This window comes from Variovorax sp. GW821-FHT10C12 (assembly GCF_059415405.1).
The window spans coordinates 276,391-295,706 of the sequence record NZ_JBWKNE010000006.1 but is presented as its reverse complement, the minus strand read 5'-3'; the positions used below and the strand labels follow the sequence as shown (position 1 = coordinate 295,706).

General features: G+C 69.0%; 13 protein-coding genes. 10 read left to right on the top strand and 3 right to left on the bottom strand.

All coding sequences use genetic code 11. The features are described 5' to 3' along the window. Window positions 1–78 precede the first annotated feature (78 nt). Together AC07OH_RS24375 and AC07OH_RS24370 are read left to right on the top strand one after the other, a co-directional pair. On the top strand, window positions 79–1,773 hold the full coding sequence (locus AC07OH_RS24375; protein ID WP_489062511.1) for an MFS transporter: 1,695 nt from the start codon (window positions 79–81) through the stop codon (window positions 1,771–1,773). A gap of 138 nt (window positions 1,774–1,911) precedes the next feature. Then, a complete protein-coding gene (locus AC07OH_RS24370) occupies window positions 1,912–2,100 on the top strand; it encodes a hypothetical protein (protein WP_495302419.1) in 189 nt (62 codons plus the stop codon). 16 nt (window positions 2,101–2,116) lie between these two features. On the opposite strand, the gene AC07OH_RS24365 is transcribed toward AC07OH_RS24370, so the two are convergent. Beyond that, complete coding sequence (locus tag AC07OH_RS24365; RefSeq protein ID WP_062477357.1) at window positions 2,117–3,247, bottom strand: ABC transporter substrate-binding protein; 1,131 nt, start codon at window positions 3,245–3,247, stop codon at window positions 2,117–2,119. Window positions 3,248–3,432: 185 nt separating this feature from the next. Here AC07OH_RS24365 and uvrA point away from each other — a divergent pair, with 185 nt between their 5' ends. The 5 genes from uvrA to AC07OH_RS24340 all read left to right on the top strand — a co-directional run bounded on the left by uvrA (window position 3,433) and on the right by AC07OH_RS24340 (window position 13,928). Continuing rightward, window positions 3,433–9,183 carry an excinuclease ABC subunit UvrA gene (uvrA, locus tag AC07OH_RS24360; protein ID WP_495302456.1) on the top strand — a complete coding sequence of 1,917 codons (5,751 nt, stop codon included), beginning with the start codon at window positions 3,433–3,435 and terminating at the stop codon, window positions 9,181–9,183. Window positions 9,184–9,299: 116 nt separating this feature from the next. Then, window positions 9,300–10,349: an ornithine cyclodeaminase gene (gene ocd, locus AC07OH_RS24355; protein ID WP_307638102.1), complete on the top strand. Its 1,050-nt coding sequence runs from the start codon at window positions 9,300–9,302 to the stop codon at window positions 10,347–10,349. 34 nt (window positions 10,350–10,383) lie between these two features. Next, the gene (locus AC07OH_RS24350) at window positions 10,384–11,430 is read left to right on the top strand and encodes a histone deacetylase family protein (RefSeq protein ID WP_495302418.1); all 1,047 of its coding nucleotides are present in this window, start codon (window positions 10,384–10,386) and stop codon (window positions 11,428–11,430) included. A gap of 106 nt (window positions 11,431–11,536) precedes the next feature. Next, window positions 11,537–12,505 (top strand): Bug family tripartite tricarboxylate transporter substrate binding protein, encoded by a 969-nt coding sequence (locus AC07OH_RS24345; RefSeq protein WP_062477370.1) that lies wholly within the window; start codon window positions 11,537–11,539, stop codon window positions 12,503–12,505. A 226-nt stretch (window positions 12,506–12,731) separates the two neighbouring features. Next, window positions 12,732–13,928 carry a porin gene (locus AC07OH_RS24340; protein WP_495302417.1) on the top strand — a complete coding sequence of 399 codons (1,197 nt, stop codon included), beginning with the start codon at window positions 12,732–12,734 and terminating at the stop codon, window positions 13,926–13,928. Between the two features lie 130 nt (window positions 13,929–14,058). Here AC07OH_RS24340 and AC07OH_RS24335 read toward each other — a convergent pair whose 3' ends face one another. Next, entirely contained in the window at window positions 14,059–14,883 is an 825-nt protein-coding gene (locus AC07OH_RS24335; RefSeq protein WP_495302416.1) for an HAD-IIB family hydrolase, read from the bottom strand. A 96-nt stretch (window positions 14,884–14,979) separates the two neighbouring features. Between AC07OH_RS24335 and AC07OH_RS24330 the strand changes: the two genes are divergently transcribed. Genes AC07OH_RS24330 through AC07OH_RS24320 form a run of 3 tightly spaced genes read left to right on the top strand, consistent with a single transcriptional unit; the run spans window position 14,980 to window position 17,637 of the window. Beyond that, window positions 14,980–15,975: an ABC transporter ATP-binding protein gene (locus AC07OH_RS24330; protein WP_495302415.1), complete on the top strand. Its 996-nt coding sequence runs from the start codon at window positions 14,980–14,982 to the stop codon at window positions 15,973–15,975. 8 nt (window positions 15,976–15,983) lie between these two features. After that, window positions 15,984–16,826 carry an ABC transporter permease gene (locus AC07OH_RS24325; RefSeq protein ID WP_495302414.1) on the top strand — a complete coding sequence of 281 codons (843 nt, stop codon included), beginning with the start codon at window positions 15,984–15,986 and terminating at the stop codon, window positions 16,824–16,826. Window positions 16,827–16,833: 7 nt separating this feature from the next. Beyond that, window positions 16,834–17,637, top strand: a complete 804-nt coding sequence (locus AC07OH_RS24320) for an ABC transporter permease (protein ID WP_489062521.1) — start codon at window positions 16,834–16,836, stop codon at window positions 17,635–17,637. On the opposite strand, the gene AC07OH_RS24315 is transcribed toward AC07OH_RS24320, so the two are convergent. Continuing rightward, entirely contained in the window at window positions 17,638–19,266 is a 1,629-nt protein-coding gene (locus tag AC07OH_RS24315; protein ID WP_095947934.1) for a peptide chain release factor 3, read from the bottom strand. Between the last annotated feature and the right edge of the window lie 50 nt (window positions 19,267–19,316).

Sequence of the window (19,316 nt, the reverse complement as noted above, 5' to 3'; positions counted from 1 at the left end):
GGGTCAGTCGCGACTCCAAGAATGCCTCACGGTCCCGAATGCCGGGAACCGACGAATGCATATACACAGGAGACGACGATGGCAGCCACACTAGATTCGCGGGGAGTGCCGCATCCGGCCCCCCGGCCCATGTCCTCGGAGGAGAAGAAGGTCATCTTCGCCTCCTCGCTCGGCACCGTGTTCGAGTGGTACGACTTCTACCTCTACGGCTCGCTGGCCGCGATCATCGCCAAGCAGTTCTTCAGCGGCCTGGACGCGGGCGCGGCCTTCATCTTCGCGCTGCTGGCGTTCGCCGCCGGCTTCCTGGTGCGTCCGTTCGGCGCCATCGTGTTCGGCCGCCTGGGCGACATGATCGGGCGCAAGTACACCTTCTTGGTGACCATCCTGATCATGGGCCTGTCGACCTTCATCGTCGGCCTCTTGCCCAGCTACGCGACCATCGGCGTCGCGGCGCCGGTGATCCTGATCGCGCTGCGCATGCTGCAGGGCCTGGCGCTCGGCGGCGAGTACGGCGGTGCCGCCACCTACGTGGCCGAGCACTCGCCGCACGGCAAGCGCGGTGCCTACACCTCGTGGATCCAGACCACGGCCACGCTCGGCCTGTTCCTGAGCCTGATCGTCATCCTGGGCGTGCGTGAAGGACTGGGCGAAGCGGTGTTCAACGACTGGGGCTGGCGCATTCCGTTCCTGGTCTCCATCCTGCTGCTGGCCATCTCGGTGTGGATCCGCCTGACGCTGTCGGAGTCGCCCGCCTTCCAGAAGATGAAGGCCGAGGGCAAGACCTCGAAGGCCCCGCTCGCCGAATCGTTCGGCCAGTGGAAGAACCTGAAGATCGTGATCCTGGCGCTGGTGGGCCTGACGGCCGGCCAGGCCGTGGTCTGGTACTCGGGCCAGTTCTATGCGCTGTTCTTCCTGACGGCCCAGCTGAAGGTCGATGCGACCACGGCCAACCTGATGATCGCCGCCGCGCTGCTGCTGGGCACGCCCTTCTTCGTGATCTTCGGAACGCTGTCCGACAAGATCGGCCGCAAGCCGATCATCATGGCCGGCTGCCTCCTGGCCGTGGTCACCTACTTCCCGGTCTTCAAGATGCTGACCGAAGCCGCCAACCCCGACCTGGCCCGCGCGCAAGCCACGGCCGGCGTCACCGTGACGGCCGACCCCAAGACCTGCTCGTTCCAGGGCAACCCGGTAGCCCGCGAGATCGACTTCAAGAGCTCGTGCGACATCGCCAAGCGCTACCTGGTGCAGAACTCGGTGAGCTACGAGAACGTGGCCGGCGCGCCCGGCAGCGCGGCCATCGTGAAAATCGGCGACAAGACCGTCGAGGCGCCCAGCGGCGTGGTCGTGAACTCCAAGTTCGACGAGACCACCGTCAAGGCCATCGCCGCCTTCAAGAAGGGCGTGGCCGAAGACCTGAAGATCGCCGGCTACCCGGCCAAGGCCGACCCCGCCAAGATCAACAAGGTGCTGACCATCGTGCTGCTGTTCTGGCTGGTGCTGCTGGTGACCATGGTCTACGGCCCGATCGCGGCGATGCTGGTCGAGCTGTTCCCCACGCGCATCCGCTACACCTCGATGAGCCTGCCGTACCACATCGGCAACGGCTGGTTCGGCGGCCTGCTGCCGACCACCGCCTTCGCCATCGTGGCCTCGACCGGCAACATGTACAACGGCCTGTGGTACCCGATCATCATCGCGGGCATCACGCTGGTGATCGGCACGCTGTTCATCCGCGAGACCAAGGACGTGGACATCTACGCCAACGACTGATCGTCGGCGGCATCGGGAGGGGGCGCCGCGCGGCGGCCACCCTCCGTTCAACAAAGAGGCTTCATGCCCGCGGCATGAGGCCTTTTTCTTGAACCCTCTTCATCCCCCTTTTTCTCACCTTCTCAGGAGACAGCACCCATGTGGAAAATCGTAGTCGGCTTCGTCATCTTCGCCGCCATTGCCCTGTACGTGATCTCGAAGGGCGGCGACAAGGTCGACATGTCCGGCGAGAAGCACGGCGGTGACGCGACGCACGCGACCACGCCGGCCACCCCGACGGCTGCAGGGGCCTCTGCACCGGCCGCCGCGGCCTCCGCCGCGAAGTAACCCGACGGGGCGCGCGTCAGCGCTTGAAGCGGCCTTCGCTGATGATCGCGAGGTCCGCGAAGTCGATGCCGCTGTGGTCCTGCGGCGAGTAGCTCACCTCGAGCCCGCCGCCCAGGTCGTAGCCCTTGAGGCTTTCGAGCGCCGCGAGCACCTTGGCGCGCGTGGGCTTGGGGCCCGCGCGGCGCAAGGCCTCCACCAGCACCTTGGCCGAGGCGAAGCCTTCGAGCGCGGCCGGTGACAGCTCGCCCTGGCCCTTGGCGCGGGCCAGCGTCAGCGCCTCCTTCACCATCGGCTGGCCCATCGAGCGTTCGCTGGGGAACACCTGCGTCACGATCACGCCGCGGCTGGCGTCGCCCAGCTGCTTGATGAAGCCCGACGAGGCGTTGTTCGACAGCGTGACCACCTGCGCCGCCGAGCCCGCGGCGCGCAGCGCCTTGATGCCGTCGACCACCGCCACGCCCGAGCCGATCCACACCACCGCCTGCGCGTCGGCCTTCATGATGGCGGGCACGATGGTCTTGTAGTCGGGCTTCTCGCGGTCGGCCGGCACGGTCGCGATCGGCTGGGCCTTGCCCTTGGTGAAGCCGTTCATCGCACCCTGCAGCGCGTCGGCGCCGAACGAGTCGGTCACGTGGACCACGGCGATGCGCGTCAGGCCGATGGTCAGCAGGTGCTGCACCGCCTTCTCGGCCTCGCGCTGGTAGGTGGCGCGCACGTTGAACACGTGCTTTTGCAGCGGCTTGTGCAGCACCATCGCGCCGGTCGAGGGGCCGATGAGCGCCACCTCGTTCTTGTCCAGGTACGGGATGATGGCCTGCGAGTGCGGCGTGCCGCGGCTCATGAAGAGCGCCAGCACCTTCTTGTCCTCGATCAGCACGCGCGCGTTATCGCCGGCGCGCTTGACGTCGAAGGCGTCGTCCATGCGGATGACCTCGATCTTCTCGCCGTGGATGCCGCCCTGGGCGTTGGCCGCGTCGATCACCAGCTGCGCGCCGCCGATGGTCTCGTTCACGCTGGCGGCCACCGAGCCGGTCATGCCGGCGGTCTGGCCGATCACGATCTGGGCGGAGGCGCCCATCGCGCACAGCGCCAGCAGGGCGGCCACGCCGAGCGCGTGCCGTGAACCTGCCACTTTCTTCTTCGTCATGAAAGCCTTTCGGAGCCTTCGGGAGACTCGCTGAACAATTGTGAAAACAAATGTCGCATTTGTTTCATAAAGTGTCTTTGGACGCATCCAGACAAACCCCTGCGCGGGCGCCGCCCATGTGCCGGCGTGGGCCGAAGCGTCACGAAGCACTCCCTAGAATGTTTGCCCCACCCCCCAAGGCACTCATGACACAGGGCTCCATCCGGATTCGCGGCGCGCGCCAGCACAACCTCCAGAACCTCGACCTCGACATCCGCACCGGCGAGATGACCGTGGTCACCGGGCCCAGCGGCTCGGGCAAGTCGAGCCTGGTGTTCGACACCCTCTACGCCGAAGGCCAGCGCCGCTACGTGGAGACCTTTTCCGCCTACGCGCGCCAGTTCCTGGACCGCATGGACAAGCCCGCCGTCGACAAGGTGGAGGGCGTGCCGCCCGCCATCGCCATCGACCAGACCAACCCGGTGCGCTCCTCGCGCTCCACAGTCGGCACGATGACCGAGCTGAACGACCACCTGAAGCTGCTCTACGCGCGCGCAGCCCAGCTGTTCGACCGCGAGACCGCGCTGCCGGTGCGCCACGACTCGCCCGACAGCATCTATGCGCAGATCGCCGAGCGCGCGGCGGCCGCGGGCGACCCGCGCATCGTCATCACCTTCCCGGTCGAGCTGCCGGCCGGCACCACGGCGGACGAAGTGACGCAGTGGCTGTCGGCCAGCGGCTTCACGCGCGTGCAGGCCGAGCGCGAGGTGGCCACGCCCACCGGCCCGCGCAAGGTGCTCGACGTGGTGGCCGACCGCTTCCGCATCTCGAGCGCGGAGCGCGCGCGCGTGGTCGAGGCGATCGAGGTGGCGCTCAAGCGCGGCAGCGGGCGCGTGACCGTGCATGCGACCGGTGCCGAGGAAAACGCACCGACCGATGTGTGGAAGTTCTCGACCGGCCTGCATTGCCCCGAAAGCGACATCCGCTACACCGACCCCATCCCGTCGATGTTCTCGTTCAACTCGGCGGTGGGCGCCTGCGACACCTGCCGCGGCTTCGGCCGCGTGATCGGCGTCGACCTGGGGCTCGTGATCCCGAACGACAAGCTCACGCTGCGCGCCGGCGCCATCAAGACCATCCAGACGCCCGCGTGGAAAGAGGCGCAGGACGACCTCATGCGCCATGCCGAGGCCGCCGGCATTCCGCGCGACACGCCGTGGAACAAGCTCACCGAGGAGCAGAAGCACTGGGTGATCGAAGGCACGCCCAACTACAAGGACGGCAACTGGAACAAGCAGTGGTACGGCGTGCGCCGCTTCTTCGGCTACCTGGAGAGCAAGGCCTACAAGATGCACATCCGCGTGCTCTTGTCGAAGTACCGCAGCTACACGCCGTGCCCCGTGTGCAGCGGCGCGCGCCTGAAGCTCGATCCGCTGCTGTGGCGCATCGGCAGCAAGGACGACGCCGACGCGGTGCTGCCGCCTGAAAAGCGCTTCCTGCCCACCGGCGCGAAGTGGAGCCGCGCGCAGCTCGAGGCGCTGCCCGGCCTGTGCCTGCACGACCTGATGCTGTTGCCCATCGAGCGGCTGCGCAAGTTCTTCGACCGCGTGGAGCACCACGGCAACGGCAGCCCCGCCAGCGAAGGCGAGGCACAGGCGCTGAAGCTGCTGTTCGAGGAAATCACCACGCGCCTGCGCTACCTGCACGACGTGGGCATCGGCTACCTCACCCTCGACCGCCAGAGCCGCACGCTCAGCGGCGGCGAGGTGCAGCGCATCAACCTCACGACGGCGCTGGGCACCTCGCTGGTGAACACGCTGTTCGTGCTCGACGAGCCCAGCATCGGCCTGCACCCGCGCGACATGAACCGCATCACCGAGGCCATGCTGCGCTTGCGCGATGCCGGCAACACGCTGGTGGTGGTCGAGCACGACCCCGCCGTGATGCTCGCGGCCGACCGCGTGATCGACATGGGCCCCGGCCCCGGCGCGCGCGGCGGGCAGATCGTGTTCGACGGCGGCACCGACCAGCTGCGCGACGCCGACACGCTCACCGGCCAGTACCTGGGCGGGCGCAAGAAGATCGGCATGGGCTTCAAGCGGCTCGTGAGCGAGAACACGCACCGGCTCATCCTCGAAGGCGTGCGCGAGCACAACCTGAAGAACATCACGGTCGACTTTCCGCTCGCGCGCCTCGTGTGCGTGACCGGCGTGAGCGGCTCGGGCAAGTCCACGCTCATCCAGGACGTGCTGGCACCCGCGCTCATGCGCCACTTCGGCAAGGCCACCGAGACGCCGGGCGCGCACGACCGCATGCTCGGCGCCGATCACCTGGGCGACGTGGTCTTCGTCGACCAGTCGCCCATCGGCAAGACCGCGCGCTCCAACCCCGCGAGCTACGTGGGCGCGTGGGACGCCATCCGCGAGATCTTCGCCACCGCGGCGCTGTCGCGCCAGCGCGGCTACACCGCGAGCAAGTTCAGCTTCAACTCCGGCGACGGGCGCTGCCCCACCTGCGGCGGCTCGGGCTTCGAGCACGTCGAGATGCAGTTCCTGTCGGACGTGTACCTGCGCTGCCCCGACTGCGACGGCAAGCGCTACCGGCCCGAGATCCTCGAAGTGAAGATCGAGCGCAAGGGCCGCGGCTACAACGTGGCCGACATCCTGGAGCTCACCGTGGCCGAGGCCGCGGCGCTGTTCGACACCGACCGCGACGTGCTGCGCGTGCTGCAGCCCATCGTCGACGTGGGCCTGGACTACGTGAAGCTCGGCCAGCCCGTGCCCACGCTGTCGGGCGGCGAGGCGCAGCGCCTGAAGCTCGCGGGCTTCCTGGCCGAAGCCGCCAAGAGCGCGACCGCGAGCCGCCAGATGGTGGCGCGCAAGGGCACGCTGTTCCTGTTCGACGAGCCGACCACCGGCCTGCACTTCGACGACATTGCGCGGCTCATGCGCGCGCTGCGCAAGCTGCTCGACGCCGGCCATTCGCTGATCATCATCGAGCACAACCTCGACGTGATCCGCGCCAGCGACTGGCTGATCGACCTCGGCCCCGAAGGCGGCGAGGGCGGCGGCCAGGTGGTGGCCGAAGGCACGCCCGAGCAACTGCGCGAGAACCGCGCGTCGCTCACCGGCGCGGCGCTGGCCGACTACGAGCTCGCCATCGGCCCCGGTGCCTACAAGGTGGCCGAGCGCGCCGCGCGGCGCTACATCGCGAACGCGAAGACGGCGCCCGGCAGCAACGCCATCGAGATCGTCAATGCGCGCGAGCACAACCTGAAGAACCTCAGCGTGGACATTCCGCGCGGCAAGTTCAGCGTGGTGACGGGCGTGAGCGGCTCGGGCAAGTCGACGCTGGCCTTCGACATCCTGTTCAACGAAGGGCAGCGCCGGTATCTCGAATCGCTCAACGCCTATGCGCGCAGCATCGTGCAGCCCGCGGGCCGGCCCGAGGTGGACGCGGTGTACGGCATTCCGCCCACGGTGGCCATCGAGCAGCGCCTGTCGCGCGGCGGCCGCAAGAGCACGGTGGGCACCACCACCGAGGTGTGGCACTTCCTGCGCCTGTTGTACGTGAAGCTGGGCATCCAGCATTGCATCCACGACGGCGCGGCCGTGCAGCCGCAGACGCCCGACAGCATCGCCGCGCAGCTGATGCGCAACTTCAAGGGCCAGCACATCGGCCTGCTCGCGCCGCTGGTGAGCAACCGCAAGGGCGTGTACACCGAGCTGGCCGACTGGGCGCGCCCGCGCGGCTTCACGCACCTGCGCGTGGACGGCGACTTCCTGCCGACCACGGGCTTTCCGCGCATCGACCGCTTCAAGGAACACAGCATCGAGCTGCCCGTGGCCAGCCTCGACGTGCTGCCCTCGCAGGAGAGCGAACTGCGCGCGGCGCTCACCAAGGCGCTCGAGCACGGCAAGGGCGTGGTCCATGTGCTGAGCGAACTCGACGGCCTGCGCGCCGCCATGATGGCCGGCGTGTCCGCCGTGGGCATCGGCCGCGTGCAGGTGTTCTCCACGCTGCGCGCCTGCCCGGTGTGCAGCACCAGTTATGCCGAGCTCGACCCGCGCCTGTTCAGCTACAACAGCAAGCACGGCTGGTGCCCCGACTGCGTGGGCACGGGCGTGAAGCTCAGCAAGGACCAGCGCAAGGTCTTCGACGATTCGATCCGCGACGACGACAGCAAGGGCCGCGAACAGACCTTCGCCGAGCCCGAGGTGGAAGACTTGGCCGACGTGGCCTGCCCGACCTGCGAAGGCACGCGCCTGAACGCCACCGCACGCGCCGTGGGCTTCGGCACCGCGGCCGACGGCTCGGGCGGCATCGGCATCACGCAGCTCGCGCGCATGAGCGTGACCGAGGTGCGCCAGTGGTTCGAAGGGCTGGTGCTCAACGGCCGCGAAGCCGAGATCGCCCGCGACCTCGTGCCCGAGATCAAGAGCCGCCTCGAATTCCTCGAAGAGGTGGGCCTGGGCTACCTCACGCTCGACCGTGGCGCACCCACGCTCTCGGGCGGCGAGGCGCAGCGCATCCGCCTGGCGGCGCAGCTGGGCAGCAACCTGCAGGGCGTGTGCTACGTGCTCGACGAGCCGACCATCGGCCTGCACGCGCGCGACAACCAGATTTTGCTGAACGCGCTGCACAAGCTCGGCGAAAAGGGCAACACGCTGGTGGTGGTGGAGCACGACGAAGACACCATCCGCCGCGCCGACCACATCATCGACATCGGCCCCAGCGCCGGCAAGCGCGGCGGCCGCCTCGTGGCCGAGGGCACGGTGGCCGACATCCAGAAGGCCGGCGATTCGCAGACCGGCCGCTACCTGCGCGACGCCATCAAGCACCCGCTGCAGGCGCGCCGCCTCATTCCCTCGCCCGATCCGAAGGCGGAGGACAGCGGCAACTGGCTCACTGTGCACGGTGCCGACCTGCACAACCTGCAGGACGTGACCGCCACGCTGCCGCTGCACCGCCTCGTGGTGGTCACGGGCGTCAGCGGCTCGGGCAAGTCGACGCTCGCGCGCGACGTGCTGCTGGCCAGCGTGCAGGGCATCGTGGTGCAGCGCATGACCAAGGCCGGCCGCGACGCCGATGCCGCGGGCAAGCGCCCGGCCTGGACCGGTTGCCGCGGCGTCGACGGCTACGAGGTCATCGACCGCGTGCTCGAGGTCGACCAGACGCCCATCGGCAAGACGCCGCGCAGCTGCCCCGCCACCTACATCGGTTTCTGGGACACCATCCGCAAGCTCTTCGCCGACACCCTCGAGGCCAAGGCGCGCGGCTACGGCCCGGCGCGCTTCAGCTTCAACACCGGCGAAGGCCGCTGCCCGGGCTGCGACGGCGCGGGCGTGCGCACCATCGAGATGAGCTTCCTGCCGGACGTGAAGGTGCCCTGCGAGGTCTGCCACGGCGCGCGCTTCAACCCCGAGACGCTGGCCGTGAGCTGGCGCGGCAAGAGCATCGGCGACGTGCTGAAGATGGAGGTCGACGAGGCGGTCGAGTTCTTCGCCAGCATGCCCAACATCGCGCACCCGCTGCAGCTGCTGAAGGACGTGGGCCTGGGCTACCTCACGCTGGGACAGCCGTCGCCCACGCTGTCGGGCGGCGAGGCGCAGCGCATCAAGCTGGTGACCGAACTCAGCAAGGTGCGCGACGACATCACCCGCCGCGGCCAGAAGGCGCCGCACACGCTGTACGTGCTCGACGAGCCGACCGTGGGCCTGCACATGGCCGACGTCGAGAAGCTGATCCACGTGCTGCACCGGCTGGTGAACGGCGGCCACAGCGTGGTGGTGATCGAGCACGACCTCGACCTGATCGCCGAAGCCGACTGGATTCTCGACCTCGGGCCCGAGGGCGGCAACGCCGGCGGGCGCATCGTGGCGGCGGCGCCGCCGGAGGAGGTGGTGCGATTGGGTACGCACACTGGCGTAGCTCTAAAGGCCGTGTTGGCACGTTGACGCGCACAGGCGCACAATGGCTTGAACCCTTGGCGCAGGCGCATCCTGAATCAGCCATGGTGGAGACCGTGTGAACGGATGAAGCGCCGTGTCAGGGCTACGCAAGGAGCCGCGCCATGACCCGCTTCATCGATGTGCACAGCCTGGTTCGCCTGGTGGATGAGACCGGCGTCCCGGAATTCCTCGTCACGCTGGCCGACGCGCTGCGCGACGACTTCCTGCGATGGCGCGAGTTCGACAAGAAGGCGCGCGTGGCCAGCCATTCGCACCTGGGTGTGATCGAACTCATGCCCGTGGCCGACGACGGCGCCTATGCCTTCAAGTACGTCAACGGCCACCCGCACAACACGCAGGTCGGCCTGCCCACGGTCATGGCCTTCGGCGTGCTGGCCGAGGTCGACACGGGCTACCCCGTGCTGCTGTCCGAACTCACGCTCACCACCGCGTTGCGCACGGCCGCCACTTCGGCCATGGCCGCCAAGGCGCTGGCGCGGCCCGATGCGCGCAGCCTGGCGCTCATCGGCAACGGCTCGCAGAGCGAGTTCCAGGCGCTGGCCTTCCATGCGCTGCTGGGCATCGAGCAGGTGCGCGTGTTCGACATCGACCCGCGCGCCACCGACAAGCTGGTGCGCCACCTCGCGGCCTGCACGCCGATGGAGATCGTGCGCGCCGACTCCACCGCCGAGGCGGTGCGCGGCGCCGACATCGTGACCACCATCACCGCCTACCAGGGCCACGCGACCGTGCTCACGCCCGAGATGATCGAGCCCGGCATGCACATCAACGCCGTGGGCGGCGATTCGCCCGGCAAGACCGAGCTGCACCCCGACGTGCTGCGCGGCGCGCGCGTGTTCGTCGAGTACGAGCCGCAGACGCGCATCGAGGGAGAGATCCAGCAGCTGGCGCCCGACTTCCCGGTGCACGAGCTGTGGCGCGTGCTGCTGGGCGAAGTGCCCGGCCGCGAGCGGCCGGAGCAGGTGACGGTGTTCGACTCGGTCGGCTTCGCGCTGGAGGACTACACGGCGCTGCGCTGCATCCAGCAGCTGGCGCTGGAGCGCGGCGTGGGCCGGCAGATCGCGCTGGTGCCCGAGCTCGACGACCCGAAGGACCTGTTCGGCCTCACCGCCTCGGGGCGGCGCCGGGCGGTGCTGCGGCGTGCGGCATGATGGCAGGCCCTGTTGTCACGCCCTTCGCCGCTTCATGCTCACCATCTACAACGACCAGCACGCCCTGCACCAAGGCCAAGTCGAAATGTTCCGGGGCGAGCTGGTGCCCTGCTTCGAGGTGCCCGCCCGCGTCGACCATGTGAGGCACGAACTGGAGCGGCGCGGCCTCGGTCCGCTGCAGGCGCCCGACGCGTTCGACGACGCGCTGCTGGCGAAGGTGCACGCACCGCGCTACCTCGACTTCATCGCCCATGCCTGGGACGAGTGGGTGGCGCTCGACGCCGCCAACGCCACGCGCGACGCGCTGCCCTCGTACTGGCCCACGCGCGGCATGCGCACCGATGTGCTGCCGAAGAGCTTTCCCGCGCGCCTGGGCCTCTTTGCGTTCGACGCCGGCACGCCGCTGATGGCCGGCAGCTGGGCCGCCGCGCGCCATGGCTCCGCCTGCGCGTGGACGGCGGCGCAGCGCGTCCTTGGCGGCGAGCGCTCGGCCTTCGCGCTCACGCGCCCACCGGGCCACCATGCGGGCGCCGACTTCTTCGGCGGCTACTGCTTCGTCAACAACGCCGCCGTCGCCGCGCAGGCGCTGCGCGATGCGGGCGTCGAACGCGTGGCCGTGCTCGATGTCGACTACCACCACGGCAACGGCACGCAGGCCATCTTCTACGAACGCAGCGACGTGCACTTCGCCAGCCTGCACGGCGACCCGCTCACCGACTACCCGTACTACCTGGGCCACGCCGACGAACGCGGCGCGGGCAAAGGCGAGGGCTTCAACCACAACCTGCCGCTGCCGCGCGGCACCGACTTCACGGCCTGGCGCGCGGCCCTCAAGACGGCGCTCGACGGCATCGCGAAGGTCAAGGCCGGCGCGCTCGTGGTCTCGCTGGGCGTCGACACCTTCGAGGGCGATCCGATCTCGGGCTTCAAGCTGAAGAGCGACGACTACCTGCGCATGGGCGAAGACCTCGCGCGCGCGGGCCTGCCGACCGTGTTCGTGTTCGAGGGCGGCTATGCGGTGGCCGAGGTGGGTGTGAACGCGGTCAACGTTCTCGAAGGCTTCGCGCAAGCCGCGGGCTGAGCGGGCGAGTAGCCCCGGCGACAGCAGTCGGGTGAGCCCCGATTGCTGCACCGGACGGGGCAGGGCCCAATGCGCGGCTCGATCCACGCTTCAGGAGCCTTCCGTCATGTTTCGCCGTTCCCTTCTCCGTGCCGCCACGCTGGCCGCCTGCGGCCTCGCCGCGCCGCTGGCGGTGCTTGCACAGGCCTTTCCCGCGAAGCCCATCAAGCTCGTGATCGCCTTTCCCGCCGGCGGCCCGACCGACATCACCATGCGCCAGCTGGCCGACAACGCCAGCAAGATCCTGGGCCAGCCCGTGATCATCGACAACAAGCCCGGCGCCGGCGGCACGCTGCCCGCGCAGGCGCTGCAGACCGCGCAGCCCGACGGTTACACCGTCGCGCAGATTCCGCTCGGTGTGTTCCGCCTGGGCTACACCACCAAGATCAACTGGGACCCGCTCAAGGACATCAGCTACGTGCTGAACGTCACCGGCTATGCCTTCGGCATCGTCGTGCCGGCCGACAGCCCCTTCAAGACCTGGGCCGACTTCGTCGCCTACGCCAAGGCCAACCCCGGCAAGCTCACCTACGGCTCGACCGGCAACCTGACCAGCCCGCACCTCACGACCGAGATCGTGGCGCAGAAGGCCGGCATCCAGCTGCAGCACGTACCCTACAAGGGCAGCGCCGACCTGATGCTGGCCGTGGTCAGCGGCCAGCTCATGGCGGCGGCCGACAGCACCGGCTTCGCGCCGCAGGTCGAGGCCGGCAAGCTGCGCGTGCTCAACACCTGGGGCGAGAAGCGCCTGGCCAAGTTCCCCGACGCGCCCACGCTGAAGGAGCTGGGCTACGACGTGGTGCAGAACTCGCCCTTCGGCATCGGCGCGCCCAAGGGCACCCCGCCCGAGGTCGTGAAGAAGCTGCACGACGCCTTCAAGCAGGCGATGGAAGAACCGAGCTACGTGGCCTCGCTCGGCCGCTACGACATGCTGCCCAACTACATGAGCTCGGCCACGTACACCAAGTTCGCGCAGGACACGGTGGTGCGCGAGAAGGTGATCATCGACAAGCTGGGGTTGGCGAAAGAGAAGTAAGCGGCCGCCGGAAAAGGGGAGGCGTGCGCTGCGCCTACCCCGATCCACGACCGTTGTCCTGAACTCACCCCCTATATCCCTCCGTAATCTAGGCGTTAACCCTATGTAATCCCTTTGTCTTCCAGTGAAGGAAAACTCGGACCCAGTCTCGCGGCAACAAGGCCCGGACGTCCCAAAGTCGCGCCCGGTCTCGGCGCAGCGGCATCCCCCTCCTGGAGTGACACCAATGAAAAAATCCCTGCTTGTTCTGGCTGCCATCGCAGCCTGCGGCGCCGCGTCGGCGCAATCGACCGTGACCCTGTTCGGCGTGGTCGATGCCGCCTACCGCAACGTAGCGAACAAGAGCGTTTCGACCACCCCCTTCGGCCCCGCCTACAGCGTGAAGGCCAGCCGCAGCGAGCTGGCGAATTCGGGCCTGAGCTCGAGCCGCCTCGGTTTCCGCGGCGTGGAAGACCTGGGCGGCGGCCTGTCGGCCAGCTTCTGGCTCGAAGCCCCGATCACGAATGACGACGGCGCCACCGGCGTGTCGAACTTCACCCGCCGCTCGACCGTGAGCCTGGCAGGCAGCTTCGGCGAACTGCGCCTGGGCCGCGACAAGACCGCCACGGTGATGAACGAAGAACAGTTCGATCCGTTCGGCGACACCGGCATCGGCGGCTCGCTGATCATCGACGCCAACGAAGCCAGCGTGCCGGGCAGCGGCTACGGCAGCAACGGCACCTACAAGCGCGCCAGCAACATGGTGCAGTACTTCCTGCCGCGCCTGGGTGGCTTCTACGGCAACGTGGCCTACGGCCTGGCCGAGCAGACGCGCCTGTCGCCCGACACCGCCGCCAGCACCAACACCGGCCGCCACATCGGCGGTCGCCTGGGCTACACGACGGGTCCGTTCGACATCGCCGCCAGCTACGCGCAGAACGACACCAGCTTCACGACCGGCAGCGGCGCCGCCGCCGTGGCACGCCCGGGCAAGGTCAAGACCTTCAACCTCGGCGCGACCTACGACTTCGGCGTGGCCAAGCTGTTCGGCGAGATCTCGCGTTCGAAGGACGAGCGCAACGCGCTGAACATCTTCACGCCCGGCCAGGACGTGGACCTCACCGGCTACCTGCTGGGCGTGACCGTGCCGATCGGCCCGGGCGTGATCCGCGCGTCGTATTCGCAGGTCAAGTACGACTTCAACCGCGTGCCCGTGTTCGGCGTGAACAACGCCGATCCGAAGGCCAACAAGCTCGCGCTGGGCTACGTGCACAACCTGTCCAAGCGCACCGCGCTGTACGGCACGGTCGCGCGCGTCAGCAACAAGAACGGCGCAGGGCTCACGGTGGGGGCAGGCCCGTCGTACGCCACCACGTTCAACCGCACGGCGCTGCAGGCCAAGAGCTCGATGGGCTACGAGTTCGGCATCCGCCACACGTTCTGATGTCCTGAAGGGTCGCGCATTGCGCGACCCTCACCCCTGCAAGTTTCTCCAAGGGTCGTTCAACCGGTCCATTCGGCCCGCCCTGCGCGGGCCTTTTTTTCGTGCGCGGCGCCCGCGCGGCGTGTTTGGGTCAGCGCGCCGACAGCACCGCGTGCGCGGCCTGCGCAAAGCCCGCGCCGCGCTCGCCCTGCGTCACGTAGCGTGGCAGGTGCTCCAGCTGCGGCACGAAGCGCGCGACGTTCGCCACGCCGATGCTGTGCGCGAAGCTGCGGAACATCAGCTGGTCGTTGGTGGAGTCGCCCACGTAGGCCCAGCGGTCCATCTCGTTGTCGAGCGTGCGGCCCCAGAGCTCGCGCACGATCCAGCGCGCGCCTTCGAGCTTGTCGTTGTCGCCGTACCAGCCGTTGATGTGGATGCTGCTCACGGTGGCGTGCATGCCTTCGCCGCGCATCAGCGCGACGACGCGTGCGATGGTGTCGTCGTCGAGCGTCACGAACTCGCTGTGGTCGATGGCGATGTCGGTCTCGCGCCCGGGCGAGTCGGTGGCGCGGCCGGCGCCCGGAATCTCGTGCTCGATGCGCGCCAGCACGGCCTGCATGCGCGCGAAGTTGGCGGCGCGCGTGGCGGCGTCCTGTTGGTAGCGCTTCTCGACAGCGCCGTCGGCCGCCGGCCGCAGCGCCACCGCGCCGTTCTCGGCCACGATGGCATCGACCGGCCAGCTGTTCACGAAGGGCAGGCTCCAGCCCACGGGCCGGCCGGTGATGGCGACCACGGCGAGGCCCGCGGCCCTCAGGTCGGCCAGCGCCTTCAGCGCGTCGGGCGTGATCGCGCCGTCGGTGGTGAGCGTGTCGTCGATGTCGGTGAACACGCCGACCAGCGCGGCGCGCGCGTCGGCGGGCCAGCGCGTGAGCGGCAACAGGTGGTGGGGCGAGGCGGGCAGGGGAGGCGAGGACATGGACGGGATTCTCGAAAGGGCCCGTGATCGTACCGGCTGCTTTCGTGTAGCATCCCGCCCCCGCCGCGCTTTCAGGCCGGCGCGGCGCTTCTCACCATGTCTCACATCCTCGTCGACAACCTCCGCAAGACCTACAAGGTGTCCGAGCGCGACCCAGGCCTGCGCGGTGCGCTGCGCGGCCTGCTGCAGCGCCGCCACCGCACGGTGGAGGCGCTGTCGGGCGTGTCGTTCGCGCTGGAGCGCGGCGAGCTGCTGGGCTTCATCGGGCCCAACGGCGCGGGCAAGTCGACCACCATCAAGATCCTCTCGGGCATCCTGCGGCCTGACGGCGGGCGCGTGGAAGTCGACGGCCGCGATCCCTTTGCCGACCGCGAGCGGCATGTGGCGCGCATCGGCGTGGTCTTCGGCCAGCGCACGCAGCTGTGGTGGGACCTGCCCGTGGGCGACGGCTTCGACCTGCTGCGCGACATCTACCGCGTCGACCCGCAGCGCTACCGCCGCACGCGCGACGAGCTGGTCGCGCTGCTGCACCTGGAGCGCGTGCTCGACCAGCCGGTGCGCCAGCTCTCGCTGGGCCAGCGCATGCGCGCCGAGATTGCGGCGGCGCTGCTGCACGAGCCCGACATCCTGTTCCTCGACGAGCCGACCATCGGCCTCGATGCGCCTTCGAAGCTCGCCGTGCGCGACTTCGTGCGCCGCGCCAACCGCGAGCGCGGCACCACCGTGCTGCTGACCACGCACGACATGCACGACATCGAGGCCCTGGCCCAGCGCGTGATCGTCATCGGCCACGGCCGCGTGCTGGCCGACAGCCCGGTCGAGGCGCTGCGCGCGCAGGTGATGGCCGAGCGCCGGCTGGTGGTCGACTTTGCACAAGATGCCACGCTGCCCGCGCAGGTCGACGGCGCCACCGTGCATTCGCGCGACGGCCAGACGCTGGTGCTCGACTTCGACCCCAAGCAGACGCCCGCGCCCGCGCTCATCGCCCGCATCGCCGGCGCGCACGCCGTGGAAGACATCCGCCTCGAAGGCCTCGCGATCGAAGCCGTGATCGCGCGCTTCTACGCCATGCACGGAGCGGCCGAGGCGTGAGGCCGGCCATGGGCCCGCGCGACCTCGCCCGGCCGTATGTCGCGGCGTTCGTCTCGCGCTTCCTGCAGATGCTGCAGTACCGCACCGCGGCGCTCGCGGGCTTTGCCACGCAGTGCTGGTGGGGCGGCATCAAGGTGATGGTGTTCGCTGCGTTCTACAGCGGCAGCGCCATCGCGGGCGCGGCCTCGTCGATGTCGCTGGCCCAGGCCATCACCTACACCTGGCTCGCGCAAGGTTTGTTGGTGCTGATGCCCTGGCTCGGCGACCCGGAAGTGGCGCAGGCCGCGCGCACCGGCGCCGTCGCCTACGACCGGCTGCGCCCGGTGGACGCCTACGCGCTGTGGTTCGCGCGCACGGCCGGCTGGATCGCTGCGCGCCTGCTGCCGCGCGTGGCGCTGATGGCGGCCTTCGCGGCGGTCGCGCTGCCTCTGGTGGGGCTGGGCGACTGGGCCTGGCAGTTGCCCGCGAACGCGGTGGCCGGCACGGCGTTCCTGCTGTCGGTGGGGCTCGGCCTGTTGCTCTCGACCGCGATGGTGATGCTGCTCAACGTGGCGACCACGGCGGCGCTCAACGAGCGCGGCATCCAAGCGGTGGCGACGCCCGTGGTCATCGTGTTCTCGGGCAACCTGCTGCCGCTGGCGCTGCTGCCCGACGCCTGGCAGACCGCGCTGCTGGTGCAGCCGCTGGCGGGGCTTTTCGATATTCCGGCGCGGCTGTACTTCGGGCAGTTGGGCGGCTGGCATGCGCTGGGCGCGCTGGGGCTGCAGTGCTTCTGGATCGTCGCGCTGGTCGCGTTCGGGCGGGTGACGATGGGGCGCACGATGCGCAGCCTGCAGGTGCAGGGGGGCTAGGGTGCGCATGGGGTCGCTCTCTCTTTTTTTCCGCCTCATGGCTGCTTCGGTGAGCGGCCAGGCCAGGTACCCCGCGTCCGCGCTGCTGCTGACCCTCGGCCAGTTCCTCGGCACAGGCATCGAGGTCGTCGCCGTCTGGGCGCTGTTCCATCGCTTCGGCGAAGTGCAGGGCTGGGGCATCGGCGAGGTCGCGCTGTTCTACGGCCTGGTGAACTGCATGTTCGCCCTCGCCGACGCACTGGGCCGCGGCTTCGACGTGCTGGGCACCGAATTCCTGCGCACCGGCACCTTCGACCGGCTGCTGCTGCGCCCGCGCCCGCTCGCGTTGCAGCTCATGGGCCACGACGTGCGCATCAGCCGCCTGGGCCGTCTGCTGCAGGGCCTGCTCGTGCTGGCCTTCGCGACCGTGCAGGCCGACATCGCATGGACCCCCAGCGCCGTGGCAATCGCCATGTTCGCCCTGGCCGGCGGTATCGCGCTGTTCCTCGGCATCCTCGTGCTGCAGGGCACGCTGTCGTTCTGGACCGTCGAAAGCCTGGAGATCGCCAACGTGCTCACCTACGGCGGCGTGCAGGCGGCGCAGTACCCGCTGGCGCTCTATGCGCAGTGGTTCCGCCGCGTGCTGACCTTCATCGTGCCGCTGGCCTGCGTGGCGTACTACCCCGTGCTGGCGATCCTGGGCAAGCCCGATCCGCTGGGCGCGCCGGCCTGGGTGGGGTGGGTGTCGCCGCTCGCGGGCTTCGTGTTCCTCGCGGCGGCGTTCGGTGCGTGGCGCCTCGGGCTGCGCCACTACACCTCGTCGGGCAGCTGATCAGCCGGCGCTCTGCAGCGCCAAGCCCGCGTGCTCGCGCAGCGGATGGAAGTGGATCTTCGGAAAACGCTCTTGCGCCAGCCGCACGTCGTACGGCGAGGTGCACAGGAAAGCCAGCGTGTCGGCCGCGTCCTTGGCCATGCGCACCGGGTAGGCGTGGACGAACTCGCGCAGCTCGGCCGGGGTGTCGGCCGTGATCCAGCGCGCGCCCGTGTACTGGCAGCCTTCGAGGCGCACGTCGGCGTCGTACTCGGCCTTCAGGCGGTGCTGCACCACTTCGAACTGCAGCTGGCCGACCGCGCCCAAGAGCATCGGGCCGCCGACCTCGGGGCGGAACACCTGGATCGCGCCTTCCTCGCCCAGCTGGGCCAGGCCCTGCTGCAGCTGCTTGGTGCGCAGCGGGTTCTTCAGGATCACGGTCATGAACAGCTCGGGCGCGAAGAAGGGCAGCCCGGTGAACTGCAGGTTCGCGCCGTCGGTGATGGTGTCGCCCAGCTGCACGCCGCCGTGCGTGGTGAAGCCCACGATGTCGCCGGCGTAGGCCTCTTCCACCGCCTCGCGGCGCTGGCTCATGAAGGTCACGACGCTGGTGGGGCGCAGCTCTTTCGACGTGCGCTGCACCTTCAGCTTCATGCCCGGTGTGTACTTGCCCGAAGCCATGCGCACGAAGGCGATGCGGTCGCGGTGGTTGGCGTCCATGTTGGCCTGCACCTTGAAGACCACGCCCGCGAAGTCCTTGTCCTCGGGCTGGATCTCCTTCACCACCGGCTGGCGATTGACCAGCGTGGTGCTGGTGCGCGACTGCGGCGAGGGCGCCAAGTCGACCAGCGCGTCGAGCACTTCCATCACGCCGAAGTTGTTCACGCCCGAGCCGAAGAACACCGGCGTCTGCTTGCCGGCCAGGAAGGCCTCGCGGTCCCAGGTGGGCGAGGCGCCGGTGGCCAGTTCCATGCTTTCCATGGCGTGCTCGAAGTCGGCGCCGAAGCGCTTGACGAGCGTGTCGCGTTCGCTCAGCGGAATGGTCTCGAAGTCGTGCGGCAGCCGCTCGCTGCCCGACTCGAACACCGTCATCGCCTGCGTGCGCAGGTTCATGATGCCGCGGAAGCTCTTGCCCTGGCCCACGGGCCAGGTCATGGGCACGCAGGGCATGCCGAGTTCGCGCTCCACCTCGTCCAGGATGTCCAGCGGCTCGCGCACTTCGCGGTCCATCTTGTTGACGAAGGTGATGATGGGCGTGTCGCGCTGGCGGCAGACCTCGATCAGCCGACGCGTCTGCGCTTCCACGCCGTTGGCCGCGTCGATCACCATCAGCGCCGAGTCGACGGCGGTGAGCACGCGGTAGGTGTCTTCCGAGAAGTCCTTGTGGCCGGGCGTGTCGAGCAGGTTGATCACGTGCTCGCGGTACACCATCTGCATCACCGACGAGGCCACCGAGATGCCGCGCTGCTTCTCGATTTCCATCCAGTCGGAGGTGGCGTGGCGCGAGGCCTTGCGGGCCTTCACCGAGCCGGCGATCTGGATCGCGCCCGAGAACAGCAGCAGTTTTTCGGTCAGCGTGGTCTTGCCGGCGTCAGGGTGGGAAATGATCGCGAAGGTGCGACGGCGGCGGGTTTCGGCGAGAAAAGACAAGGTGGGCAATCTGCAGGGGAATCCCCCGATTTTAGGAGGCCGCCCCGGCC